The 23,815-nt window shown below is 52.0% G+C and carries 21 protein-coding genes, 1 tRNA gene and 1 pseudogene; 16 read left to right on the forward strand and 7 right to left on the reverse strand.

From position 1 onward, the window contains the following. Nucleotides 1-73, forward strand: a pseudogene (locus NAZ64_RS19215) (IS200/IS605 family transposase); the annotation flags it as partial. A gap of 121 nt (nt 74-194) precedes the next feature. Here NAZ64_RS19215 and ypdK read toward each other — a convergent pair. Continuing rightward, on the reverse strand, nt 195-266 hold the full coding sequence (gene ypdK, locus NAZ64_RS19220) for a membrane protein YpdK (RefSeq protein ID WP_010723117.1): 72 nt from the start codon (nt 264-266) through the stop codon (nt 195-197). Between the two features lie 402 nt (nt 267-668). Further along, nucleotides 669-1,589, reverse strand: coding sequence for a kdo(2)-lipid IV(A) palmitoleoyltransferase (gene lpxP, locus NAZ64_RS19225; RefSeq protein ID WP_220569748.1), 921 nt, complete (start codon nt 1,587-1,589; stop codon nt 669-671). Between the two features lie 521 nt (nt 1,590-2,110). Between lpxP and NAZ64_RS19230 the strand changes: the two genes are divergently transcribed. Next, nucleotides 2,111-2,353: a YfdY family protein gene (locus NAZ64_RS19230; protein WP_000639889.1), complete on the forward strand. Its 243-nt coding sequence runs from the start codon at nt 2,111-2,113 to the stop codon at nt 2,351-2,353. Nucleotides 2,354-2,628: 275 nt separating this feature from the next. Here the strand turns inward: NAZ64_RS19230 and pgtP are convergent, their stop codons facing one another. Beyond that, complete coding sequence (gene pgtP, locus NAZ64_RS19235) at nt 2,629-4,020, reverse strand: phosphoglycerate transporter PgtP (RefSeq protein ID WP_000955747.1); 1,392 nt, start codon at nt 4,018-4,020, stop codon at nt 2,629-2,631. Nucleotides 4,021-4,455: 435 nt separating this feature from the next. Between pgtP and pgtC the strand changes: the two genes are divergently transcribed. From pgtC to pgtE, 4 genes are all read left to right on the forward strand, one after another. Next, a complete protein-coding gene (pgtC, locus tag NAZ64_RS19240; RefSeq protein WP_000467985.1) occupies nt 4,456-5,649 on the forward strand; it encodes a phosphoglycerate transport regulator PgtC in 1,194 nt (397 codons plus the stop codon). Beyond that, the gene (gene pgtB, locus NAZ64_RS19245; RefSeq protein WP_220569749.1) at nt 5,646-7,652 is read left to right on the forward strand and encodes a two-component system sensor histidine kinase PgtB; all 2,007 of its coding nucleotides are present in this window, start codon (nt 5,646-5,648) and stop codon (nt 7,650-7,652) included. The genes pgtC and pgtB overlap by 4 nt, the downstream gene beginning before the upstream one ends. Continuing rightward, nucleotides 7,642-8,889, forward strand: coding sequence for a two-component system response regulator PgtA (gene pgtA, locus NAZ64_RS19250; RefSeq protein ID WP_000930843.1), 1,248 nt, complete (start codon nt 7,642-7,644; stop codon nt 8,887-8,889). Before pgtB ends, pgtA begins: the two co-directional genes overlap by 11 nt. A 267-nt stretch (nt 8,890-9,156) precedes the next feature. Further along, a complete protein-coding gene (gene pgtE, locus NAZ64_RS19255; protein ID WP_195700947.1) occupies nt 9,157-10,095 on the forward strand; it encodes an omptin family outer membrane protease PgtE in 939 nt (312 codons plus the stop codon). 156 nt (nt 10,096-10,251) lie between these two features. Here the strand turns inward: pgtE and NAZ64_RS19260 are convergent. Together NAZ64_RS19260 and NAZ64_RS19265 are read right to left on the reverse strand one after the other, a co-directional pair. Beyond that, a tRNA-Arg gene (locus NAZ64_RS19260) sits at nt 10,252-10,326 on the reverse strand. Between the two features lie 75 nt (nt 10,327-10,401). Continuing rightward, on the reverse strand, nt 10,402-11,343 hold the full coding sequence (locus NAZ64_RS19265) for a formate/nitrite transporter family protein (RefSeq protein WP_000377772.1): 942 nt from the start codon (nt 11,341-11,343) through the stop codon (nt 10,402-10,404). 288 nt (nt 11,344-11,631) lie between these two features. Between NAZ64_RS19265 and mlaA the strand changes: the two genes are divergently transcribed. Continuing rightward, a complete protein-coding gene (gene mlaA, locus NAZ64_RS19270; RefSeq protein WP_000776787.1) occupies nt 11,632-12,387 on the forward strand; it encodes a phospholipid-binding lipoprotein MlaA in 756 nt (251 codons plus the stop codon). Nucleotides 12,388-12,447: 60 nt separating this feature from the next. Here mlaA and fadL read toward each other — a convergent pair whose 3' ends face one another. Then, nucleotides 12,448-13,755, reverse strand: a complete 1,308-nt coding sequence (fadL, locus tag NAZ64_RS19275) for a long-chain fatty acid transporter FadL (RefSeq protein ID WP_001518618.1) — start codon at nt 13,753-13,755, stop codon at nt 12,448-12,450. Nucleotides 13,756-14,125: 370 nt separating this feature from the next. Here fadL and NAZ64_RS19280 point away from each other — a divergent pair, with 370 nt between their 5' ends. The 4 genes from NAZ64_RS19280 to sixA all read left to right on the forward strand — a co-directional run bounded on the left by NAZ64_RS19280 (nt 14,126) and on the right by sixA (nt 18,739). Next, a complete protein-coding gene (locus tag NAZ64_RS19280; RefSeq protein ID WP_000030904.1) occupies nt 14,126-14,410 on the forward strand; it encodes a YfcZ/YiiS family protein in 285 nt (94 codons plus the stop codon). Between the two features lie 177 nt (nt 14,411-14,587). After that, nucleotides 14,588-15,898 carry an acetyl-CoA C-acyltransferase FadI gene (fadI, locus tag NAZ64_RS19285; protein WP_183058387.1) on the forward strand — a complete coding sequence of 437 codons (1,311 nt, stop codon included), beginning with the start codon at nt 14,588-14,590 and terminating at the stop codon, nt 15,896-15,898. Continuing rightward, the gene (gene fadJ, locus NAZ64_RS19290) at nt 15,898-18,045 is read left to right on the forward strand and encodes a fatty acid oxidation complex subunit alpha FadJ (RefSeq protein ID WP_220569750.1); all 2,148 of its coding nucleotides are present in this window, start codon (nt 15,898-15,900) and stop codon (nt 18,043-18,045) included. The genes fadI and fadJ overlap by 1 nt, the downstream gene beginning before the upstream one ends. 208 nt (nt 18,046-18,253) lie before the next feature. Continuing rightward, entirely contained in the window at nt 18,254-18,739 is a 486-nt protein-coding gene (gene sixA, locus NAZ64_RS19295) for a phosphohistidine phosphatase SixA (protein ID WP_001195801.1), read from the forward strand. A gap of 99 nt (nt 18,740-18,838) precedes the next feature. Here sixA and smrB read toward each other — a convergent pair whose 3' ends face one another. Continuing rightward, nucleotides 18,839-19,390: an endonuclease SmrB gene (gene smrB, locus NAZ64_RS19300; RefSeq protein WP_000730794.1), complete on the reverse strand. Its 552-nt coding sequence runs from the start codon at nt 19,388-19,390 to the stop codon at nt 18,839-18,841. A 165-nt stretch (nt 19,391-19,555) separates the two neighbouring features. Here smrB and prmB point away from each other — a divergent pair, with 165 nt between their 5' ends. From prmB to NAZ64_RS19325, 5 genes are read left to right on the forward strand one after another with little or no spacing between them, the layout of a single operon-like run. After that, nucleotides 19,556-20,488: a 50S ribosomal protein L3 N(5)-glutamine methyltransferase gene (prmB, locus tag NAZ64_RS19305; protein WP_001542329.1), complete on the forward strand. Its 933-nt coding sequence runs from the start codon at nt 19,556-19,558 to the stop codon at nt 20,486-20,488. 35 nt (nt 20,489-20,523) lie between these two features. Continuing rightward, the gene (gene aroC, locus NAZ64_RS19310) at nt 20,524-21,609 is read left to right on the forward strand and encodes a chorismate synthase (RefSeq protein WP_000918457.1); all 1,086 of its coding nucleotides are present in this window, start codon (nt 20,524-20,526) and stop codon (nt 21,607-21,609) included. A gap of 3 nt (nt 21,610-21,612) precedes the next feature. After that, entirely contained in the window at nt 21,613-22,437 is an 825-nt protein-coding gene (gene mepA, locus NAZ64_RS19315; protein ID WP_023206598.1) for a penicillin-insensitive murein endopeptidase, read from the forward strand. Further along, on the forward strand, nt 22,437-23,246 hold the full coding sequence (locus tag NAZ64_RS19320) for a sulfite exporter TauE/SafE family protein (RefSeq protein ID WP_000368599.1): 810 nt from the start codon (nt 22,437-22,439) through the stop codon (nt 23,244-23,246). The genes mepA and NAZ64_RS19320 overlap by 1 nt, the downstream gene beginning before the upstream one ends. Beyond that, nucleotides 23,246-23,794, forward strand: coding sequence for an elongation factor P hydroxylase (locus tag NAZ64_RS19325; protein ID WP_001089211.1), 549 nt, complete (start codon nt 23,246-23,248; stop codon nt 23,792-23,794). The genes NAZ64_RS19320 and NAZ64_RS19325 overlap by 1 nt, the downstream gene beginning before the upstream one ends. Nucleotides 23,795-23,815 lie beyond the last annotated feature (21 nt).

Consider the following 23,815-nt stretch of genomic DNA (forward strand, 5'->3'; position numbering starts at 1 on the left):
GCTTGAAGAGGATAAAATGGGTGAGCAATTATCGATCCCTTATCCGGGCAGCCCGTTTACGGGCCGTAAGTAACGAATTTTGATGCAAATGTCAGATCGTATGCGCCTGTTAGGGCGCGGCTGGTAAGAGAGCCTTACAGGCGCATCAGAAAAACCTCCGGCTATGCCGGAGGATATTTATTTGCATTGTACTTTTAAATCATCAGGGCGAAAGTACCGGCCCAAACGATGACCATAAATGAAATGCCCATAAAGAAATATTTCACGTTTCATCTCTCCGCGTACCTGTCGTACGCCTAAATGAACTTACACTTACCTGATTATAGAGAGTTGATGCCGGACAACACGAAATTGAGAATTATTCGTGTTTCTACCGCCTGCATCACCTCAGAATTCTGCGCGTCATCGCTCCAGACGGCGCTAATGTACGCCTAAAAATGAGGTGAAACAAGAGGCATTTTCTTATTTACTTTTAGTAACTTACAAGTGTCGGGGATCGGCGACAGTTTAATTTCTGACAGTGATGAATCGCTATTGAGCGACGCCGCCGACACAGTAAAAAATCGCCTGTAAACAGGAGACTTATCGCTGAAAGCAGGAATGAGTAATTTACGATATGAATATTATGGCAATGCGAAATGACAAAATAAAAGGCCTTGCGGCCTTTTTCAGATGTAGAGTGACGCTTCTCCCAACGGGCGAGTCTTGAAACGGCGATGAATCCAGAGATATTGCTCCGGGGCGCGCATGATCTCTTTCTCAATAATTTTATTCATATAGGCAGCGGCTTGATTTTCATCTGCCGGGTAACCTTTCATTTCAGGGGTAATATACAGACGATAACCCGAGTTATCGGATTTCCTTACCATTGTAACGGTCAACATGGCGGCGCCAGACAGCCTGGACAGTACATAGGTGCCGTTGGTAGTGGCGACGTTTTCAACCGCGAAAAATGGCGCAAAGGAGCTGCCTTTAGGGCCGTAGTCCTGGTCGGGAGCAAACCAAACAGCTTCCCCTTTTTTTAGCGCGCCCACAATGCCGCGCAGATTGTTTCTGCCGATCATCGCTTTATTTGAGCGCATACGACCGCGCGTCTGCACCCACTCCATGAGCGGATTGTTATGCGGACGATAGGTCGCCATCATTGGCTGGCAGAGACCCATTACCCGGCCTCCCAATTCCAGCGACATAAAATGCACGCCAACGACCATTACGCCGCGATTTTGCGCCTGCGCACGGGTAAGGTTGTCCAGCCCGTCCACATCAAACCATTTGCGAACCCGGCTATCAGGCCAGAACCAGGCCATGCCCGTTTCAAGCAGCGCCATGCCAAGAGAGTGGAAATTCTCGGCGATCAGTTTTTCCCTTTCTTCCCGGGAGAGGGTCGGAAAACAGAGTTCAATATTTTTCTGGGCGATCGACTCACGTCGCTTCAGGAAGGGGCGCGCCAGCTTACCGGTGCGGGTGCCCAGAAAACGTAAAACCGGGTAGGGAAGCTGCACCAGTAACCAGAGGACGCCAACGCCAAACCACGTCAGCCAGTAGCGCGGGTGCAAAAACGCGCGTGAAAATTTGCTTTGAGGAAACATAAAATACCTTCTGTAGATACGAAAATAATGTATCGCAGAAGAGTCATTATCCGCAGCGGTACACTCTGAAATACGCATCATCCTTCAAGTTGCGTTCGCTTATCCGAAGCACTTACTTGAGTAAGCCCATCAGGGTAACTTGAATGATTTACGTATAGTTAGGCCATCATGTACGACAATGGTTCCCGTAAGGAGTGTAAAACTAAGTCAGTACTAAACCACGAGGGCATGAACGCCAGGCAGGCTAATGTACCACCAGTTATTTACTCGCGCCCAGAAATTCTTTATCAAGAAGCGTAAATATTTCTCCCGTAGCAAAAATAAGCTAATCATTATTTTTAATGCATTGTTTTTACAGTGATAATTTTATTTCAGACGAAGGTTATTGAAAAATGATTAGAAAAATAAAATGTGAGATAAATGTTATGGAAATGACGTGCTGATAAGGTTTATCTTAAAGGAGAAGTGAGAGGGACCGTAAGGCTATATGGAAGCCTTGCCATAGACAGGAGGTATTATAGATGATCTATTTATGGACATTTCTTGCAATAAGTATACTTGCCGTGAGTGGCTATATCGGTCAGGTGATGGGGGCTTTTTCTGCGGTTTCTTCTTTTACGGGAATGGTTATCCTTGCCGCGCTGATTTATTTACTCAATGTATGGCTGCAGGATGGCGATGACATCGTTAGCGGATTATTGCTTTTTCTCGCACCGGCATGTGGGTTAATTATTCGCTTTATGGTGGGATACGGTAAGCGTTAGTCAGTAGATACCCTTCATACTTCAAGTTGCTTATGTGTTGGCTACGGATTACTCGACCCATCCATGGGCCTCGCCCTGACGGGCCGTCGCACGCGACGTTCAAATCTGCTCCCGGCAGATTTGTCGCTCACCCCAGTCACATCGTTATCTATGCTCCTGGGGACTCACTCCCTTGCCGCCTTTAAGCAACTCGAATTATTTTGGGTATATACGATGTCAGCGAATAGATAGCGCCGACAATGTCGGCGCTTCTGTTCCCCGGGAAGGCTAATCGTTTATTGCGCGTCCGCAAGCTGCAGCGAGTCCTGGTTATGTAACGCATTCTGGCGCTGACGTTCTAGTTCCAGCGCGCCGCGATGGGAGAGGTAACAGAATAGAATGCAGCATACGATACCGCCCATCAGAAGATAAAATCCGCCGTACCAGCCCAGTTTATCCACCATGACGCCAAACAGGCTGGTGCCCAACGAGGCGCCGAAAATATAGCTCATGAACCCACGTAATCCGACGGCGGAACCTACGGCAAAGCTGGGGACTATCTCCATTGTCTGTACGGACGCGAGGAATTGCGGGACGTAAATCAGACAACCTACAATGGCGGCGAAAATCGTTACCATCAGCAAAGATTCACTTTTCCAGTATCCGATCAGACAGACAAAAATCAGCGCCATGCAAATCATGGCTAACGGCATTCTGCGGCCCTTAAACAGTTTATCTGACAGCCAGCCTGCCAGTAGCGTAGAGGGAATCGCCGCCCATTCGAAAAAGAGAAACGCGACGCTCATCTGTTCTTTTGAAAAGTGTTTTACTGTCAACAGATAGATAGGCAACCAGCTAATCATGCCAAACCGCACCATATAGACGAAGACATCCACCAGCGAAATATACCAGGCATTTTTATTGCGCAGCACATAAGTACAGAAGATTTGCCATGCGCTCATATTTTCCGGCGCTTTTGCCGTATTCTTCGTTTTCAGTACGACTTTTTCTTCCGGCATCATCTGTTCCAGGGAGGGAAGACCTTCTTCGCGCGGTGAACCTTTTCCCAAGACCAGAACAATTAAGGCAAAAATGACGGCGACGCAGGCCGGAACGATATAACTGGCGCTTTGCCAGTGTTCGCTGCCCAATATCGCAAAAGCCGCACCGACGATAGGCGCGACGATCCCGCCGCCAACGTTATGCGAGATATTCCAGAAGGCGCCTACGCGTCCGCGTTCCCGGCGAGGGAACCAGTTTGCAATGGTAATAAACGAGGGGCCGACGCCCATGCCCTGAAAAAGGCCATTGAAGACCACCAGAGCGGCAAATATCCAGAATGCGCTACTGAATCCCAGCCCAACATTAACAATCGCGCAGAGTACCAGACCGCACGCCATGAAGACTTTTGGGCTGGCTTTATCCGCCAGACTGCTCATTACGCCTTTACTGATTCCGTAAGCAATAAGCATACAGCTACTCAGCAGGCCGATTTGCGTAGCGCTGAGATCCAATTGTTCTTTTAAATAAGGCGTCGATAATGTGAAATTGTTTCTGACTATATAGTAAGCGAGATATCCCAGAAATACGCTTAACAATGCCTGTATACGATATCGACCATATGTGGCCTGGACTTTTTCCGGTGGGACTTTATGCGCCGATTGCCCTGTTTTTAATATTGTTAACATGGAGTCACCTGTATTTTATAGTGAGATGAACATCAGGAGGTTTTGTCGGTAGAGTGAAAGGAGTGACAATAAAATTCAAGTCGAAGAAATGTGTCAAAATTGACTCAATTGGGTGAATTTAAAGGTTATTTTTGACCCATCCTGAAGGGTGTGGTGAAACTTTAATTATTGGCATGGCCGTTTTATCGTTAGCATGTGCGGATATTAACAAATTTGCTGCCAGTGATCTGATACGCTTTATTGATGTTTTCGGGCGACGGACCCGTTATTATTCAAATAACGTGGTTCTGGATGCCAACAGAAATAAAAGGGTAAGTTTTGTCTCAATATTTTCTTTATGTGATATCGATATTTATGAACGGGATCACAAATCGACTTTTCTCATGCTGTAGTCGTTTCGCCAGAGTGGGCGCTTTTACGCTATGGCTGGCGGCGATGTTCGGTTCTTGCCAGGCGTACAGCCGCGAGCTGGTGATGGCAACGACCTTTTCACCCAGCGCGACCGCCTGGATTATCCAGCGCTGGCAGACGGAGCCGGGTTCCGTCATGATTCGTACGCTCAACCGTACCAGCGGTTCTTTAGAGCAATTACTTGATACGGCGAATGCGGAAAATGTCGATCTGATCCTGACGTCATCCCCCATGCTGTTGCAACACCTTCAGGAGCACCAAAAGCTGGCGCTATTAGATAGCGCGCCTGCCGCCAGCCAGAAGCTGGTGCCGCGTTCTATCCGCTCAACTTCAGTGGCAGTAGCGGTATCCGGATTTGGGCTATTGATCAATCGTTCAGCGCTCGCTGCGCGCCATCTTCCGCCGCCTGCCGACTGGCAGGATATGGGCCTGCCCAGTTACCAGGGCGCTCTATTAATGAGCAGTCCGTCACGCTCAGACACCAATCATTTGATGGTGGAGTCGCTGTTGCAGCAAAAAGGCTGGACGGCAGGGTGGGCGACGCTGCTGGCAATCTCGGGTAATCTGGTCACGATTTCCTCTCGCAGTTTCGGCGTAGCGGATAAAATCAAAAGCGGGCTTGGCGTTGCCGGGCCGGTCATTGATAACTATGCTAATTTGCTACTCAACGATCCTAATCTTACTTTTACCTATTTCCCGTATTCTGCGGTGTCGCCCACTTACGTCGCGGTGTTGAAAAACAGCCGTCATGCAGACGAAGCGCGTGCTTTTATTCATTACTTATTAAGTCCGAAAGGGCAAAGGATACTGGCTGACGCGAATACCGGTAAGTATCCCGTCGCACCGCTTAGCGCCGATAATCCTCGCGCCGCGCAACAACAGCGTTTGATGGCCCAGCCGCCCTTGAACTATCGTCTGATCCTGAAGCGTCAGCAACTGGTACAACGCATGTTTGATACCGCGATCAGTTTTCGTCTTGCGCAGCTTAAAGATGCATGGCGAGCGTTGCACAGCGCAGAAACGCGGCTTAAACGCCCCTTACCTGAAATCAGAGCCTTATTGACCAGCGTCCCGGTGGATGCGGCAAGCAGCGAAGATGAAACCTGGCTGGCGCAGTTTGATAATAAAAGCTTTGCCGAACAAAAAATGATGGAGTGGCAGATCTGGTTTCTGAACAATCAGCGGCTGGCGATTCACAAACTGGAAGAGCTGAAATGAAGGGGAGATTATTGCAACGGCTTCGTCAGCTCAGTATCAGCAACAGTTTACGGGGCGCATTTTTAACTGGCGCATTACTGACGCTGATTGTCAGTATGGTCAGCCTTTATTCCTGGCATGAGCAAAGTTCGCAGGTTCGCTATTCGCTTGATGAATATTTTCCTCGCATCCACTCCGCTTTTTTAATTGAGGGGAACCTGAATCTGGCCGTGGATCAGCTCAATGAATTTTTGCTGGCGCCGAACACGACGGTACGTTTGCAGTTACGTACGCAGATTATTCAGCATCTGGATAAGATTGAGCGTCTGAGTCAGGGGCTTCAGCTTGCTGAGCGCCGGCAACTGGCCGTCATTTTACAGGATAGCCGGACCTTGCTGGCGGAGCTGGACAACGCCCTCTACAACATGTTTTTGGTGCGGGAGAAAGTCAGCGAGCTTTCCGCTCGTATTGACTGGCTCCATGATGATTTCACCACGGAGCTAAATTCGCTGGTACAGGATTTTACCTGGCAGCAGGGGACACTGCTCGATCAAATTGAGGCGAATCAGGGTGATGCAGCGCAGTATTTGCAACGTTCGCGCGAGGTGCAGAACGAGCAGCAGCAGGTATATACCCTGGCGCGAATTGAAAATCAGATTGTTGACGACCTGCGCGACAGATTGAATGAGCTCAAGTCCGGCAATAATGACGGGATGCTGGTAGAGACCCATATTCGTTATCTGGAAAACCTAAAAAAAACGGCGGATGAGAATATTCGTGCGCTGGATGACTGGCCCAGTACGATCACGCTGCGGCAAACCATCGACGAACTATTGGAAATCGGGATGGTAAAAAATAAGATGCCCGATACCATGCGCGATTATGTTGCGGCGCAAAAAGCCTTACTGGACGCCAGCCGCGCCAGAGAGGCTACGCTAGGGCGCTTTCGCACGCTGCTTGAGGCGCAGTTAGGTAGTAGTCACCAGCAAATGCAGACGTTCAATCAACGCCTGGAACAGATTGTACGCGTTAGCGGTGGGCTTATTTTAGTGGCAACGCTCCTGGCGTTGCTGCTGGCCTGGGGACTCAACCACTATTTTATCCGTTCCCGGCTGGTAAAGCGTTTTACCGCGCTTAATCAGGCTGTGGTACAGATAGGGCTGGGGAGAACCGACTCGACTATCCCGGTTTACGGGCGCGATGAGCTAGGACGGATAGCCCGTTTGCTACGTTATACGCTGGGCCAGCTCAATATGCAACGCAGGCAGCTTGAACAAGAGGTCGCCGAGCGCAAAGAGATAGAAGCCGACCTGCGCGCCATGCAGGATGAGTTGATTCAGACGGCGAAACTGGCGGTAGTCGGCCAGACCATGACCACGCTGGCGCATGAAATTAACCAGCCGCTGAATGCGCTTTCAATGTATTTATTTACGGCGGGACGCGCGATTGAACAAGGTCAGAGCGGACAGGCGAGAAATACGCTCACCAAAGCGGAAGGGCTCATTAACCGGATTGACGCCATTATCCGTTCGCTGCGGCAGTTTACCCGTCGGGCGGAGCTGGAAACGCCATTGTATCCCGTTGATCTGCGCCAAACCTTTGTGGCGGCATGGGAGTTATTAGCCATGCGCCACCAATCCCGGCAGGGAGCGCTTTTACTGCCAACCGACACCGTATGGGTTAGCGGCGATGAAGTGCGTATTCAGCAGGTTCTGGTGAATGTGCTGGCGAATGCGCTTGACGCCTGTTCGCATGATGCGGCGATCGCGGTGACGTGGCAGACGCAGGGAGAGGCGCTGGAGGTTTATATTGCAGATAACGGCCCTGGCTGGCCTGTGGCGCTGTTGCCCTCTTTACTCAAGCCGTTTACCACCAGTAAAGCTGTCGGGTTGGGTATTGGGCTGTCGATTAGCGTGTCGCTGATGGCGCAAATGAAGGGCGACCTGCGTCTGGCGTCGACGCTGACGCGTAACGCTTGCGTGGTGCTGCAATTCTCGGTAACGGATGTCGATGATGTTGAATGATGAATGTTCTATTTTGCTGATTGATGATGACGTTGATGTACTTGACGCCTATACCCAAATGCTTGAGCAGGCAGGCTACCGCGTGCGTGGCTTTACCCATCCTTTCGAGGCCAAAGAGTGGGTAAAAGCGGATTGGGAGGGGATCGTTTTGAGCGATGTGTGTATGCCGGGGTGTTCCGGTATCGATCTTATGACGCTGTTTCATCAGGATGACGATCAACTGCCAATCTTATTGATTACCGGACATGGCGATGTACCGATGGCGGTTGATGCGGTGAAAAAGGGTGCCTGGGATTTTCTGCAAAAACCCGTCGATCCGGGCAAACTGTTGATATTAATTGAAGACGCGCTACGCCAGCGCCGGTCGGTCATTGCACGGCGGCAATATTGCCAGCAGACGTTACAGGTTGAACTGATTGGGCGCAGCGAGTGGATGAATCAGTTTCGACAACGGTTACAACAACTGGCGGAAACGGACATTGCCGTATGGTTTTACGGTGAGCATGGCACTGGACGTATGACTGGCGCCCGTTATCTCCATCAACTGGGGCGTAACGCGAAAGGGCCGTTTGTACGCTATGAACTGACGCCGGAGAATGCCGGGCAGTTGGAGACATTCATCGACCAGGCGCAAGGAGGCACGCTGGTGTTGAGTCATCCCGAATATCTGACACGCGAACAGCAGCACCATCTGGCGCGTTTACAAAGCCTGGAGCATCGGCCTTTTCGTTTGGTGGGCGTTGGCAGCGCTTCGCTGGTGGAGCAGGCGGCAGCTAACCAGATTGCGGCCGAGCTTTACTACTGTTTCGCCATGACCCAAATCGCCTGCCAGTCTCTTTCTCAGCGACCGGATGATATCGAGCCGTTATTTCGCCATTATCTTCGAAAAGCCTGCCTGCGACTCAATCATCCAGTGCCGGAAATTGCGGGGGAATTACTGAAAGGAATAATGCGACGCGCCTGGCCAAGCAATGTGCGCGAACTGGCCAATGCGGCGGAGCTTTTCGCTGTTGGCGTGCTGCCGCTGGCGGAAACGGTCAACCCGCAGTTGCTTCTGCAGGAACCGACTCCGCTTGACCGGCGCGTTGAAGAGTATGAGCGACAAATTATTACCGAAGCATTAAATATTCATCAGGGACGAATTAATGAAGTGGCAGAGTACCTGCAAATTCCCCGTAAAAAACTTTATCTGCGCATGAAAAAATATGGTCTAAGTAAAGAGCATTATAAATTCTGATATTACAGTTACTTTCAATCTGGCTGACAACATCAGCAGCGATGTCGTTAGCCAGATAACGTCGCATCACCGTAATGGTAAATCATTCCATTATGATTATAGATTGCTTATTATTCACCTGAGCATCAAATTCTATTTCTTAACTTCAATATAAGGTAAAAATGCGTCAAGTTCTCTGGCGTAATAAATGTACTCTTGTCCGACGATTTGACAAGATGAAAACTTCATCACCTCTCCAGATTACATCTGAATATGAGGACAAGAGAAATGAAAAAACATGCTATTGCAGTAATGATGATCGCCGTATTTTCTGAGTCGGTTTATGCGGAGTCTACCTTATTTATTCCGGACGTCTCTCCTGATAGCGTCACGACATCCCTTTCCGTGGGAGTGTTAAATGGTAAATCCAGGGAGCTGGTTTATGATACCGACACCGGGCGGAAGATTAGTCAACTGGACTGGAAAATAAAAAATGTCGCCACGTTGCAGGGGGATTTATCATGGGAACCCTATTCGTTCATGACGCTGGACGCCCGCGGCTGGACGTCTTTGGCGTCGGGATCGGGTCATATGGTTGACCATGACTGGATGAGCAGTGAGCAGCCAGGCTGGACCGATCGTTCAATTCATCCGGACACCAGCGTCAACTATGCTAATGAATACGATTTGAACGTGAAAGGTTGGTTATTGCAGGGCGATAACTACAAGGCGGGCGTAACAGCGGGCTATCAGGAAACCCGTTTTAGCTGGACGGCAAGAGGCGGGTCTTATATTTATGATAATGGTCGATATATTGGTAATTTTCCTCATGGCGTGCGCGGCATAGGTTATAGCCAGCGTTTCGAAATGCCCTATATCGGGCTGGCGGGTGATTATCGTATTAATGACTTTGAGTGTAATGTACTGTTTAAATACAGCGACTGGGTAAATGCGCATGATAATGACGAACACTACATGCGCAAACTTACCTTCCGCGAAAAAACGGAAAATTCACGATATTATGGCGCTTCTATTGACGCCGGATATTATATTACCAGTAATGCAAAAATCTTTGCTGAGTTCGCTTACAGTAAATATGAAGAAGGTAAGGGCGGTACGCAAATCATAGATAAAACCAGCGGTGATACGGCGTATTTTGGTGGCGATGCCGCAGGTATAGCTAATAATAACTATACGGTTACCGCGGGGTTGCAGTACCGCTTCTAGACCACATCAGCATGTCATCGGTCATAACCGGCCGATGACGACTTTTTGCTGAACGTATGGCATGTCCGGTGATATTGCATAGGGGCAATAAAAGCAACATGAAAGGGGAACCGCTCGAAAGGCTATGCAGCAAGAAGAGAATGTCCTGGGTATCAATGGTGTCCCCTGCAGGAATCGAACCTGCAACTAGCCCTTAGGAGGGGCTCGTTATATCCATTTAACTAAGGGGACAACGCGGCGCCAGTATAGCGTTTTTTATTCGCCGGAGTAAGTGTAGCGCCGCCTGACTGGTTAAACCGTCGCCACTCAGCGCTGTTTTTCCGCTTTTTTCCGCTCCCGTTCCAGGCGCTCGCCGCGTAGCCTCGCTTCTTCCTTACGCTTATTGCTCATATCGTTGCGGATCTGCGCGTGGCTCATCAATGCGAAAATAAAGGTGCCGCCGCAGATATTTCCGGCAAGTGTGGGAAGGGCGAAGGGCCAGAGAAAGTCGCTCCAGGGCAGCGTGCCGTTGAAAACCAAATACAAAATTTCAACGGAACCGACGACAATATGGGTGGTATCGCCCAGCGCGATAAGCCAGGTCATCAAAATAATGACCACAATTTTTGCCCCGCCTGCAGCAGGAAACATCCATACCATTGTGGCGATGATCCAGCCAGAGATAATCGCGTTGGCAAACATCTCCGTTGGGCTATTTTTCATGACCTCCATACCAATTTTGACAAAGGCGTCGCGGGTCTCTTCATCAAATATAGGCATATATTCAAATGCCCACGCCGCAACCCCGGTGCCAATAAGGTTGCCCAATAAGACTACGCCCCATAAGCGCATCAGCAGGCCAACGTTACTCAGAGTGGGATTTTGCATTACCGGCAATACGGCAGTAACGGTATTTTCAGTAAATAATTGCTGGCGGGCCATGATGACAATGATAAAACCAAAGGTGTAGCCGAGATTTTCCAGTAAAAAGCCGCCGGGAACGCCTTCAAGCTGCACGTGGAAAATCCCTTTCGCCAGGAGTGATGCCCCCATAGAAAGTCCTGCGGCAATGGCTGACCAGAGCAAAGCCATCGCATCGCGTTCCATCTCTTTTTCACCATCCTGGCGAATATGTTCATGAATCGCCATGGCGCGGGAAGGAAGACGATCTTCATCCACCTCAATCTCTTTACCGCTTTGTTTTTCTTCGCTTTCAACTTCCAGGTCACTGCTGTGCCGGTTAATTTTATCGTCGTTAAGGCTATCCATGATGATCCCTGCTGATTAACACATATTAATAAAGCGTAGCGGTTTTTCATTTACCCAGGCCGGGGCATTCTCCGAAAAAATAAAAATGATCACGCTCGTTTTTATCTGTTTCGTTAGAATAGGGCCGTCACGTTGTTGCGTTACCAGGCTATGCTCAGAGCAATGAGATCGCGCATATAGACATCGTTTGACGTGCTGTTAAAATCGCTCACACCTAAACAGGCGGATACGGTAGCGTTCCGTCATGGATGGCAATCAGCGATAGCCATAATTCACAGGGAGACATCTATGAAGCTTCGCCTGTCGGCGCTGGCGCTGGGAACCACACTGCTGGTCGGGTGTGCGAGTTCCGGTACAGAACAGCAGGGGCGTTCAGACCCATTTGAAGGGTTTAACCGCACCATGTACAACTTCAACTTTAATGTGCTGGACCCGTATGTTGTTCGGCCGGTCGCGGTCGCCTGGCGTGATTATGTTCCACAGCCTGCGCGTAACGGTTTAAGTAATTTCACCGGCAACCTCGAAGAACCGGCGATCATGGTGAACTATTTCCTGCAGGGCGATCCTTATCAGGGTATGGTGCATTTCACTCGTTTCTTCCTGAACACCTTATTAGGGATGGGCGGCTTTATTGACGTCGCGGGAATGGCGAATCCTAAGCTGCAGCGCGTTGAACCGCATCGCTTTGGCAGTACGCTGGGCCATTATGGCGTGGGGTATGGGCCTTATATGCAACTTCCGTTCTACGGCAGCTTCACGCTGCGTGAAGATGGCGGGGATATGGCGGATACCTTGTATCCGGTGCTCTCGTGGTTGACCTGGCCAATGTCCATAGGAAAATGGACTATCGAAGGGATAGAAACTCGTGCGCAGTTGCTGGACTCCGATGGTTTGCTGCGCCAGTCTTCCGATCCTTATATTATGGTGCGCGAGGCGTACTTCCAGCGTCATGACTTTATCGCCAATGGCGGAAAACTCAAGCCGCAGGAAAACCCGAACGCGCAGGCGATTCAGGACGAACTCAAAGAGATAGACTCAGAATAAACGGCAGTAAATAAAAAGGTGAGCGAAATGCTCACCTTTTTGATCCGTTTCAGAAAGAGATTAGAACGCGTAGTTAAAGTTAGTACCGAACAGCCAGGCTTTCCCTTCAGATTCAAACTGATAAGGGCCTTCATTAATTTTCACGCTCTGACCATGCATATAAGAGACGCCAACGTCGACAGACGCATCTTTATTAAAGGCGTAAGTCGTACCGGCGCTCAGCCAGAAACGGTCTTGGTCCGGAATAGAGATAGAACGGTTTTGCGCTGGTACCGGGCTGTCATCGAAGGCGATACCGGTACGGAACGTCCAGTTGTCATCGTAGTAATAGGTGGTACCCAACGCAATGCGGTAAGCGTCTTTAAAGCCTTCATGCTTCTCAAAGAGCGTATCGCCGGCGGTCGATTTTGCCTTCAATTCCTGGAACTGACTCCAGCTGGTATAGGCCAGGCTATAGTGGATGGCCCACTGTGGCGCCACACGGTTATAACCGGACACTTCCCACATTTCCGGCAGATTCAGTGTCAGGTAGCCTGACTGCGTCGCGCCGCCGGTTGCCGTTGGGATAGGCAGGTTAAATCGGTTTATAGCGATGGGAAGATCGCTACTGTAGTTGCCTTTAAAGTCAATTTTGACTTCCGAGCGGTAGGTCAGCGCGTAGCGGTTATTTTTATCCAGTTCATAAAGGATACCGGCATTCCAGCCAAAGCCCCACTGATTACCGTTCAGGTGGGCAATCTTGGTGTCGCTGGGAATCTGACCCGCGACCGGCGCCAGCGCCGGATTCTGTGCCGCGACCAACTGGCCTAAATCGCCCGCAAAACGTTCGATTTTCGCACGCGCGTATACCGCATCAAAGCCGAGGCCGAAGCTCCAGGCCTCATTTAAGCGATAAGCGCCGCTTAAATTCAGGTTCATGGTTTCAAGATCGGTCGTACCGCCTACCGAGCCGCCGGCGTATGTGTCGTTAAACTCTGTCGCCAGACCATAGTTAGAGGTAATAGAAGCCCCCCAGCCAAACTGATCGTTAATCGGGGCGACAAAATGGACGTTCGGCACCCAGGCCGTCGGCGCGATGTTATCCGCATCTAACGTCCGACGAGATGGCGATGTCCCGCTAATATTAACATCAGGATCAATATAAACCGCGCCCGCTGAAAACGTCGGGCGGTCAAACATAGTAATTAACGCCGGGTTGCGGCTAACGTTACCCGCATCATCTGCGATTGCGCCTTCACCCGAATAGGCCCGGCCAAGGCCAGAGGAAGAAAATTCGTTTAACTGAAAGCCTGCAGACCAGGCTTGGGTGGAGATGATTGCCACTGCGACTGCGAGAGCAGACTTTGTAAACAGGGTTTTCTGGCTCATGACCATAACCTCATTGATTATTTTTATACAAACTATGTTACATGCTGTAACAGGAGCGCGAAGTGTAGGGTCTGCGGTACGACTTAGAAATCAGACCAGTGGCGAGAGTATAGGTCTGACCAGCTAGAATGTTGCAAGTATGTTTATAAGTTTTTTCAATTGTGATCTTAGAAACGAGATCTGGCTGGCAAAATCGGCGGGCTTAACGGTCACCCGATCGCGCGATTTTTGTTTTAGATCATTTTTAAGTGTGATTTCGGTCACTTAACGCGTTTCCCTCCATTAACGACTGGAGAGGCGAATGCCGGGAGCGTAAAATATCCCCATCGTTTATCTGGCACCCTGGGTGCAAATACAGAGGAAATCTACAATGAGTAAATGCAGTGCTGATGAAACCCCGGTTTGCTGCTGTATGGACGTTGGAACCATCATGGACAACTCCGATTGCACCGCGTCATACAGCCGCGTATTCGCTACCCGCGCAGAGGCTGAAGAGACGCTGGCGGCGTTAACCGAAAAAGCGCGTAGCGTGGAGTCTGAACCTTGCCAAATTACGCCAACCTTTACCGAGGAATCCGAAGGCGTTCGTCTGGATATTGATTTTGTTTTCGCCTGCGAAGCAGAAACGCTGATCTTCCAGCTCGGCCTGCGTTAATCCGTTCATTCACGACGCCTCCGTCATCATCTGGCGGAGGCGTTTTCTTTTTTTGTCGCTTCCCTTCACTGTGCCTTAGCTCCCACTTTCTTTTCTCTCTGCTTGGCTAAATGTAAAAAATTGGTTAAGACTGTGATCAGGTCAGACCACTAATTTATTTTTTTACAGGGGAGTACTATGCGTCAGGCTTTACCGTTGGTCACCCGCCAGGGCGATCGCATTGCTATTGTCAGTGGGTTACGAACCCCCTTCGCTCGTCAGGCCACTGCATTTCATGGTATTCCCGCTGTTGATCTCGGCAAGATGGTGGTAGGCGAGCTGCTGGCGCGCAGTGAAATTCCAGCTGATGCCATTGAGCAACTGGTTTTTGGTCAGGTAGTACAAATGCCGGAAGCGCCCAACATTGCGCGCGAAATTGTGCTGGGTACGGGGATGAATGTTCATACCGATGCCTATAGCGTAAGCCGCGCCTGCGCCACCAGTTTTCAGGCGGTAGCGAATGTGGCGGAAAGCCTGATGGCCGGCGCGATACGCGCCGGTATCGCTGGCGGCGCGGATTCGTCGTCGGTACTGCCAATAGGCGTGAGTAAAGCCCTGGCGCGGGTACTGGTTGATGTCAATAAAGCCCGGACGACCCGCCAACGGCTGACGCTTTTTTCTCGTCTGCGCTTACGCGACCTGCTGCCCGTTCCTCCCGCCGTTGCTGAGTATTCCACCGGTCTGCGCATGGGCGATACCGCCGAACAGATGGCGAAAACGTATGGTATTACGCGTGAACAGCAGGACGCTCTGGCGCATCGTTCACATCAGCGCGCCGCGCAGGCATGGGCGGATGGCAAACTGGCGGAAGAAGTGATGACGACCTATGTGCCGCCGTATAAAAACCCCTTTGCAGAAGACAACAACATTCGCGGCGCCTCCATGCTGGCGGACTACGCTAAACTGCGTCCCGCTTTTGACAGAAAACATGGCTCCGTGACCGCCGCCAATAGTACACCGCTGACCGACGGCGCTGCCGCCGTTATTCTGATGACCGAATCCCGCGCTAAAGAGCTGGGGCTGCACCCGCTTGGTTATCTGCGCAGCTACGCCTTTACCGCTATTGATGTCTGGCAGGACATGCTATTGGGGCCGGCCTGGTCAACGCCGCTGGCGCTGGAGCGGGCCGGGTTGACGATGGCCGATCTGACGCTTTTTGACATGCATGAAGCGTTTGCCGCTCAGACTCTGGCGAACTTACAACTGCTGGGCAGCGAACGATTTGCCCGTGAGGTGCTTGGTCGTGCGCAGGCGACAGGGGAGGTGGATGACGCTAAATTCAACGTGCTTGGCGGCTCAATCGCCTACGGGCATCCTTTTGCCGCAACGGGCGCGCGGATGATAACCCAAACGTTGCATGAATTACGGCGTCGGGGCGGAGGTTTTGGCCTGGTCACGGCCTGCGCGGCTGGCGGTCTTGGCGCGGCGATGGTTCTGGAGGCGGAATAATGACTACCACATCAGCTTTTATGCTTAACGTGCGTCTGGATAATGTCGCGGTTGTCGCTATTGATGTCCCTGGAGAAAAGGTGAACACCCTGAAAGCGGAGTTTGCCGCGCAGGTACGCGCCATCCTGAAGCAGATCCGGGAAAATAAAGCGTTGCAGGGCGTTGTTTTTATCTCAGCCAAAGCAGATAACTTTATTGCTGGCGCTGATATCAACATGATAGGTCACTGCCAAAACGCGCAGGAAGCGGAAACGCTGGCGCGTCAGGGGCAACAACTGATGGCGGAGATCCAGGCGTTGCCTGTTCCGGTTATCGCTGCCATTCACGGCGCCTGCCTGGGGGGCGGTCTTGAAATGGCGCTGGCCTGCCATCGGCGCATCTGTACCGACGACGTTAAAACCGTTCTCGGACTGCCGGAGGTACAGTTAGGGCTTTTACCGGGATCGGGCGGAACGCAACGTCTTCCGCGGCTGGTGGGGGTCAGTACCGCGCTGGATATGATCCTGACAGGTAAACAGCTTCGCGCCAGACAGGCGCTTAAAGCCGGGCTGGTTGATGATGTGGTGCCGCAAACTATTTTACTGGAAGCGGCTGTCGAGCTGGCTAAAAAAGAACGCCTGGCGCAACGGACATTGCCGGTCCGGGAACGTATCCTGGCGGGGCCGCTGGGGCGCGCGCTGTTATTTCGCCTGGTGCGTAAAAAGACGGCGCAAAAAACGCAGGGTAATTATCCGGCGACGGAGCGGATCATTGATGTGATTGAAACTGGACTGGCGCAGGGCAGCAGTAGCGGCTATGACGCGGAAGCGCGCGCTTTCGGCGAGCTGGCGATGACGCCTCAATCGCAGGCGCTGCGCGCTATTTTCTTTGCCAGTACCGAGGTGAAAAAAGATCCCGGTAGCGATGCGCCGCCCGGCCCGCTGAACAGCGTGGGCATCTTAGGCGGCGGGTTAATGGGTGGCGGTATCGCCTGGGTTACGGCCTGTAAAGGCGGATTGCCAGTACGAATTAAGGATATAAATACTCAGGGGATCAATCATGCTCTGAAGTACAGCTGGGATCTGCTTGAAACAAAAGTACGCCGCCGCCATATCAAAGCCAGCGAACTCGATAAACAATTGGCGTTGATATCAGGTTCGACAGATTATCGTGGTTTCAGTCATCGTGATCTGGTCATTGAAGCGGTGTTTGAAGATCTGCCGTTAAAACAACAGATGGTGGCGGAAGTGGAACAAAATTGCGCTGCTCACACCATTTTTGCCTCCAATACTTCTTCCCTGCCGATTGGCGATATTGCGGCGAATGCGGCCAGACCGGAACAGGTGATTGGATTGCACTTTTTTAGCCCGGTCGAAAAAATGCCGCTGGTTGAGGTCATTCCTCATGCGTCTACTTCCGCGCAGACCATCGCCACGACCGTTAAGCTGGCGAAAAAACAGGGTAAAACCCCGATAGTCGTCAGTGATAAAGCCGGGTTTTATGTTAACCGAATTCTTGCGCCATATATCAATGAGGCGATTCGGATGCTGACTGAAGGCGAACGCGTCGAACATATTGACGCCGCCCTGGTAAAATTTGGTTTTCCGGTGGGGCCAATCCAACTTTTGGATGAGGTAGGAATCGACACGGGCACTAAAATTATTCCTGTGCTTGAGGCGGCGTATGGAGAACGTTTTAGCGCGCCTGCAAATGTTGTCGCTTCAATTTTGAATGACGATCGCAAAGGTAGAAAAAATGGCCGCGGTTTCTATCTTTATGGCGAAAAAGGGCGTAAAAGCAAAAAACAGGTTGACCCTGCTATTTATAAGCTTATTGGCGTGCAAGGGCAGAGTCGACTATCTGCGCAGCAGGTGGCAGAGCGCTGTGTCATGTTAATGCTTAACGAAGCGGCGCGCTGTTTCGACGAAAAAGTGATTCGCAGCGCGCGCGATGGCGATATTGGCGCCGTGTTTGGTATCGGTTTTCCGCCGTTCCTCGGTGGCCCGTTCCGCTATATGGATGCTCTCGGGCCGGGTGAAATGGTGGCGACATTACAGCGCCTGGCCGCACTTTACGGTCCTCGTTACGCGCCTTGTGAACAATTAGTGCGCATGGCGGAGCGCAGGGAGCATTTCTGGACGAATGGGGAAACTGACCAGGGAAATTGAGGTCAAAGAGAATATGAATCCGCACTGAATGCCTCCTTAATGGCGAAATAATAATCAAGGATTGACTATACTTACGCCATTGAGGTAAAAAACAGCGTTTCATTCGGTGAATGGATAAGGCACAATGCCGGCCACCGCATTTTTGCCGCAGCCAATAGGGGCATGTGGTAAGCGTGTTGGTGAAACTGGTTAACAAAAGCGGTGCAATATGCAAGTTTTTATCATGCGTCACGGCGACGCAGCCCTCGATGCCGCCAGTGATTCGGTTCGTCCCTTGACCCCTTGTGGGTGTGACGAGTCTCGCCTGATGGCGAACTGGCTGAAAGGTCAAAAAGTGGATATCGAACGTGTTCTGGTGAGTCCGTTTCTTCGGGCCGAACAGACGTTAGATGTGGTCGGCGATTGTATGAATCTGCCGGCTCAGGTGGATGTCCTGCCGGAGCTAACGCCCTGTGGCGATGTCGGTCTGGTCAGCGCCTACCTCCAGGCGCTGGCCAATGAAGAGATCGGATCGGTGCTGGTGATCTCTCACTTACCTCTGGTCGGATACCTGGTATCTGAGCTTTGTCCGGGCGAAACGCCGCCGATGTTCACGACGTCCGCAATTGCCAACGTTACGCTTGATGTAAGCGGCAAGGGGACATTCAACTGGCAAATGAGTCCCTGCAATCTGAAAATGGCGAAAGCGATTTAATCTTTGCTGCCTGATGGCGCTTCGCTTATCAGGCCTACGACAGCGCTGGCTGTTCGTAGGCTGGATAAGCCGCTTGCGCCGCCATCCGGCAATTCCGCATCAGGGTAATTCGGGCGGTTGCCACTCTTCCACTTCAATCAACACCAGCAGCGCGGCGTCGCCGCCGTACTCTTTTGGTGCCTGATGAAAGGCCATCACATGCGGATGCTGCGCCAGCCATAACGGCGTTTGCTGTTTCAGAATATGTTTACCGTGTCCATGCATGACGCAGGCGCAAAAAATATGTTCCCGACGGCAGGCGGCAATTAGCGCTCCCAATTCCTGCTTGGCCTGAAGCTGCGTTAAGCCGTGTAAATCCAGAAACAGTTCTGGCGAATAGTCGCCGCGGCGCATTTTTTTTAGCTCGAAATGGCTGACATCTTCACGGACATACTTTACCGGCCCTTCCGTATTGAGCAGCGGCTGGAACTCATCAGAAAAATAGTGGCTGGCGTCCGCCTGTTCCTGAATTAACCTTCGGGTAGGGACTTCCGTGATTTTCTTGCGCAGTGGCCGATGGACGATAGTATCCTGTTTAATCTTTCGGGTGCCGACCATCAGCTGACGGAACAGCGCCTGGTCCTCCTCGCTGAGCGATGTTTTCTTTTTCATTCGTGGGTCTCGTCTGATCTTTTGCCTTAGTTTACCCGACCCGGAGGATATCCGAACGGTCAAAACGGATTTTTCGTATTCTCCCGCCGCGTCAATGCTGATTTATCCCTGTCTTCGTGGCAAACTAGCCGCCGAATTTAATGCGAGCATGCCCTGGAGGAATACGTGGATAAAATTTTCGTCGATGAAGCAGTAAGTGAACTGCATACCATTCAGGACATGTTGCGCTGGGCGGTAAGCCGCTTTAGCGCGGCGAATATCTGGTATGGACACGGTACCGATAACCCGTGGGATGAAGCGGTGCAACTGGTGTTGCCGTCTCTTTATCTGCCGCTGGATATTCCGGAAGATATGCGAACCGCGCGGCTGACGTCCAGCGAAAAACACCGCATTGTCGAGCGAGTGATTCGTCGCATTAACGAACGTATCCCGGTCGCCTACCTGACCAATAAAGCCTGGTTCTGCGGCCACGAATTTTATGTCGATGAGCGCGTGCTGGTGCCGCGTTCGCCCATTGGCGAGCTGATTAATAACCACTTCGCCGGCCTTATTAGCCAACAGCCGAAATATATTCTGGATATGTGTACCGGTAGCGGCTGCATCGCCATCGCCTGTGCTTATGCTTTCCCGGACGCAGAGGTTGATGCGGTCGATATTTCGCCGGATGCGCTGGCTGTCGCCGAGCATAACATTGAAGAACACGGTCTTATCCATCACGTGACGCCAATCCGTTCCGATCTGTTTCGCGATCTGCCGAAAGTTCAGTACGATCTGATTGTCACTAACCCGCCTTATGTCGATGCGGAGGATATGTCCGATCTGCCGAACGAATATCGCCACGAACCTGAGCTGGGGCTGGCGTCCGGCACTGACGGCCTCAAATTGACCCGCCGTATCCTGGGGAATGCGCCGGATTATCTGTCCGATGACGGCGTTCTGATTTGTGAAGTCGGAAACAGCATGGTACATCTGATGGAGCAGTATCCGGATGTGCCGTTCACCTGGCTGGAGTTTGACAACGGCGGCGATGGCGTCTTTATGTTGACCAAAGCGCAGTTGCTCGCGGCCCGTGAACATTTCAATATTTATAAAGATTAAAACACGCAAACGACAACAACGATAACGGAGCCGTGATGGCAGGAAACACAATTGGACAACTCTTTCGCGTAACCACTTTCGGCGAATCACACGGGCTGGCGCTTGGGTGTATCGTCGATGGCGTGCCGCCCGGCATCCCGTTGACGGAGGCCGATCTGCAGCACGATCTCGACAGACGCCGCCCCGGCACCTCGCGCTATACTACCCAGCGCCGCGAACCGGATCAGGTAAAAATTCTCTCCGGCGTGTTTGATGGCGTGACGACCGGCACCAGCATTGGCCTGCTGATTGAAAACACCGATCAGCGCTCGCAGGACTACAGCGCGATTAAAGATGTTTTTCGTCCGGGACACGCGGATTACACCTATGAGCAGAAATACGGCCTGCGCGATTACCGTGGCGGTGGACGTTCTTCCGCGCGTGAAACCGCGATGCGCGTAGCGGCAGGGGCGATCGCCAAGAAATACCTGGCGGAAAAGTTCGGTATCGAAATCCGCGGCTGCCTGACCCAGATGGGCGACATTCCGCTGGAGATTAAAGACTGGCGTCAGGTTGAGCTTAATCCGTTCTTTTGTCCCGATGCGGACAAACTTGACGCGCTGGACGAACTGATGCGCGCGCTGAAAAAAGAGGGCGACTCCATCGGCGCGAAAGTGACGGTGATGGCGAGCGGCGTGCCGGCAGGGCTTGGCGAACCGGTGTTTGACCGACTGGATGCGGACATCGCCCATGCGCTGATGAGCATCAATGCGGTGAAAGGCGTGGAGATCGGCGAAGGATTTAACGTGGTGGCGCTGCGCGGCAGCCAGAATCGCGATGAAATCACGGCGCAGGGTTTTCAGAGCAACCACGCTGGCGGCATCCTCGGTGGCATCAGTAGCGGGCAACACATTGTGGCGCATATGGCGCTGAAACCTACCTCCAGCATTACCGTGCCGGGACGTACGATCAACCGGATGGGTGAAGAAGTCGAGATGATCACCAAAGGGCGCCACGATCCGTGTGTGGGGATTCGCGCAGTGCCGATCGCAGAAGCCATGCTGGCGATCGTGCTGATGGATCACCTGCTGCGCCATCGGGCACAGAATGCGGATGTAAAGACAGAGATTCCACGCTGGTAAGAAATGAAAAAAACCGCGATTGCGCTGCTGGCATGGTTTGTCAGTAGCGCCAGCCTGGCGGCGACGCCGTGGCAGAAAATAACCCATCCTGTCCCCGGCGCCGCCCAGTCTATCGGTAGCTTTGCCAACGGATGCATCATTGGCGCCGACACGTTGCCGGTACAGTCCGATAATTATCAGGTGATGCGCACCGATCAGCGCCGTTATTTCGGCCACCCGGATCTGGTCATGTTTATCCAGCGGTTGAGTCATCAGGTGCAGCAACGGGGGCTCGGAACCGTCCTGATAGGCGACATGGGGATGCCTGCCGGAGGCCGCTTTAATGGCGGACACGCCAGTCATCAGACCGGGCTTGATGTGGATATTTTCTTGCAGTTGCCGAAAACGCGCTGGAGCCAGGCGCAGCTATTGCGCCCGCAGGCGTTAGATCTGGTGTCCCGCGACGGTAAACATGTCGTGCCATCGCGCTGGTCGTCGGATATCGCCAGTCTGATCAAACTGGCGGCACAAGACAATGACGTCACCCGTATTTTCGTCAATCCGGCTATTAAACAACAGCTTTGCCTCGATGCCGGAAACGATCGTGACTGGCTACGTAAAGTACGCCCCTGGTTCCAGCATCGCGCGCATATGCACGTGCGTTTACGCTGCCCTGCCGACAGCCTGGAGTGCGAAGATCAACCTTTACCCCCGCCGGGCGATGGATGCGGCGCTGAACTGCAAAGCTGGTTCGAACCGCCAAAACCTGGCACCACAAAGCCTGAGAAGAAGACACCGCCGCCGCTGCCGCCTTCCTGCCAGGCGCTACTGGATGAGCATGTACTCTGATGGACAATTTTTATGATCTGTTTATGGTCTCCCCGCTGCTGCTGGTGGTGCTGTTTTTTGTCGCCGTACTGGCAGGATTTATTGATTCTATCGCCGGGGGCGGAGGGCTGCTCACTATCCCTGCGCTGATGGCCGCCGGGATGTCGCCGGCAAATGCGCTGGCGACCAATAAATTACAGGCGTGCGGCGGCTCCCTCTCGTCTTCGCTCTATTTTATTCGCCGTAAAGTGGTAAACCTGGCCGAGCAAAAGCTCAATATTCTGATGACGTTCATTGGCTCGATGAGCGGCGCGCTGCTGGTGCAGCACGTGCAGGCGGATATTTTGCGCCAGATCTTGCCCATCCTGGTGATTTTCATCGGCCTCTATTTTTTATTGATGCCGAAGCTGGGCGAGGAAGATCGCCAGCGCCGCCTGTATGGATTACCGTTCGCGCTGATAGCCGGGGGATGCGTCGGGTTTTACGACGGTTTTTTCGGGCCTGCCGCCGGGTCGTTTTACGCTCTGGCGTTTGTCACCTTATGTGGCTATAACCTGGCGAAATCCACGGCACATGCCAAAGTGCTTAACGCTACCTCCAACGTTGGCGGCCTGCTGTTATTTATCATCGGCGGCAAAGTGATCTGGGCGACGGGCTTTGTGATGCTGGTTGGTCAGTTTTTAGGGGCGCGAATGGGGTCGCGTCTAGTGTTGAGCAAAGGCCAAAAGCTTATCAGACCGATGATCGTTATTGTCTCGGCGGTAATGAGCGCCAGGTTACTTTATGATAGCCACGGACAGGAGATCCTCCACTGGTTGGGGATGAATTAATGAACAGTACGCACCATTACGAACAGTTAATTGAGATTTTTAACGGCTGCTTTGCCGAAGAATTTAATACCCGTCTGATTAAAGGCGACGACGAACCGATCTATCTTCCTGCTGACGCGCAGGTACCGTACCACCGCATCGTCTTTGCGCATGGGTTTTACGCCAGCGCGCTGCATGAGATTTCTCACTGGTGTATCGCCGGCAAGGCGCGCCGTGAACTGGTTGACTTTGGTTACTGGTACTGCCCGGACGGACGCGACGCGCAGACCCAAAGTCAATTTGAAGACGTGGAGGTGAAGCCACAGGCTTTCGACTGGTTGTTTTGCGTGGCGGCGGGGTATCCCTTTAACGTCAGTTGCGACAATCTGGAAGGCGATATTGAGCCGGATCGCGTGGCGTTTCAGCGCCGGGTTCATGCGCAGGTAATGGCGTATCTGGAGCAGGGCATTCCTGAACGTCCGGCCCGCTTCATCAAAGCGCTACAGAATTACTATCACACGCCCGAACTTAAGGCGGAACAGTTCCCGTGGCCGGAAGCGCTTAATTAAAGCCAGCGCCACGTTTACAAT

Source organism: Salmonella sp. A1325, assembly GCF_056991255.1.

Bases quoted from the DNA above. Each gene is read 5' to 3' on its own strand.
- lpxP (WP_220569748.1), bottom strand. From the start codon at position 1,589: ATGTTTCCTCAAAGCAAATTTTCACGCGCGTTTTTGCACCCGCGCTAC.
- NAZ64_RS19230 (WP_000639889.1), top strand. From the start codon at position 2,111: ATGATCTATTTATGGACATTTCTTGCAATAAGTATACTTGCCGTGAGT.
- pgtP (WP_000955747.1), bottom strand. From the start codon at position 4,020: ATGTTAACAATATTAAAAACAGGGCAATCGGCGCATAAAGTCCCACCG.
- pgtC (WP_000467985.1), top strand. From the start codon at position 4,456: ATGTTCGGTTCTTGCCAGGCGTACAGCCGCGAGCTGGTGATGGCAACG.
- pgtB (WP_220569749.1), top strand. From the start codon at position 5,646: ATGAAGGGGAGATTATTGCAACGGCTTCGTCAGCTCAGTATCAGCAAC.
- pgtA (WP_000930843.1), top strand. From the start codon at position 7,642: ATGTTGAATGATGAATGTTCTATTTTGCTGATTGATGATGACGTTGAT.
- pgtE (WP_195700947.1), top strand. From the start codon at position 9,157: ATGAAAAAACATGCTATTGCAGTAATGATGATCGCCGTATTTTCTGAG.
- NAZ64_RS19265 (WP_000377772.1), bottom strand. From the start codon at position 11,343: ATGGATAGCCTTAACGACGATAAAATTAACCGGCACAGCAGTGACCTG.
- mlaA (WP_000776787.1), top strand. From the start codon at position 11,632: ATGAAGCTTCGCCTGTCGGCGCTGGCGCTGGGAACCACACTGCTGGTC.
- fadL (WP_001518618.1), bottom strand. From the start codon at position 13,755: ATGAGCCAGAAAACCCTGTTTACAAAGTCTGCTCTCGCAGTCGCAGTG.
- NAZ64_RS19280 (WP_000030904.1), top strand. From the start codon at position 14,126: ATGAGTAAATGCAGTGCTGATGAAACCCCGGTTTGCTGCTGTATGGAC.
- fadI (WP_183058387.1), top strand. From the start codon at position 14,588: ATGCGTCAGGCTTTACCGTTGGTCACCCGCCAGGGCGATCGCATTGCT.
- fadJ (WP_220569750.1), top strand. From the start codon at position 15,898: ATGACTACCACATCAGCTTTTATGCTTAACGTGCGTCTGGATAATGTC.
- sixA (WP_001195801.1), top strand. From the start codon at position 18,254: ATGCAAGTTTTTATCATGCGTCACGGCGACGCAGCCCTCGATGCCGCC.
- smrB (WP_000730794.1), bottom strand. From the start codon at position 19,390: ATGAAAAAGAAAACATCGCTCAGCGAGGAGGACCAGGCGCTGTTCCGT.
- aroC (WP_000918457.1), top strand. From the start codon at position 20,524: ATGGCAGGAAACACAATTGGACAACTCTTTCGCGTAACCACTTTCGGC.
- mepA (WP_023206598.1), top strand. From the start codon at position 21,613: ATGAAAAAAACCGCGATTGCGCTGCTGGCATGGTTTGTCAGTAGCGCC.
- NAZ64_RS19320 (WP_000368599.1), top strand. From the start codon at position 22,437: ATGGACAATTTTTATGATCTGTTTATGGTCTCCCCGCTGCTGCTGGTG.
- NAZ64_RS19325 (WP_001089211.1), top strand. From the start codon at position 23,246: ATGAACAGTACGCACCATTACGAACAGTTAATTGAGATTTTTAACGGC.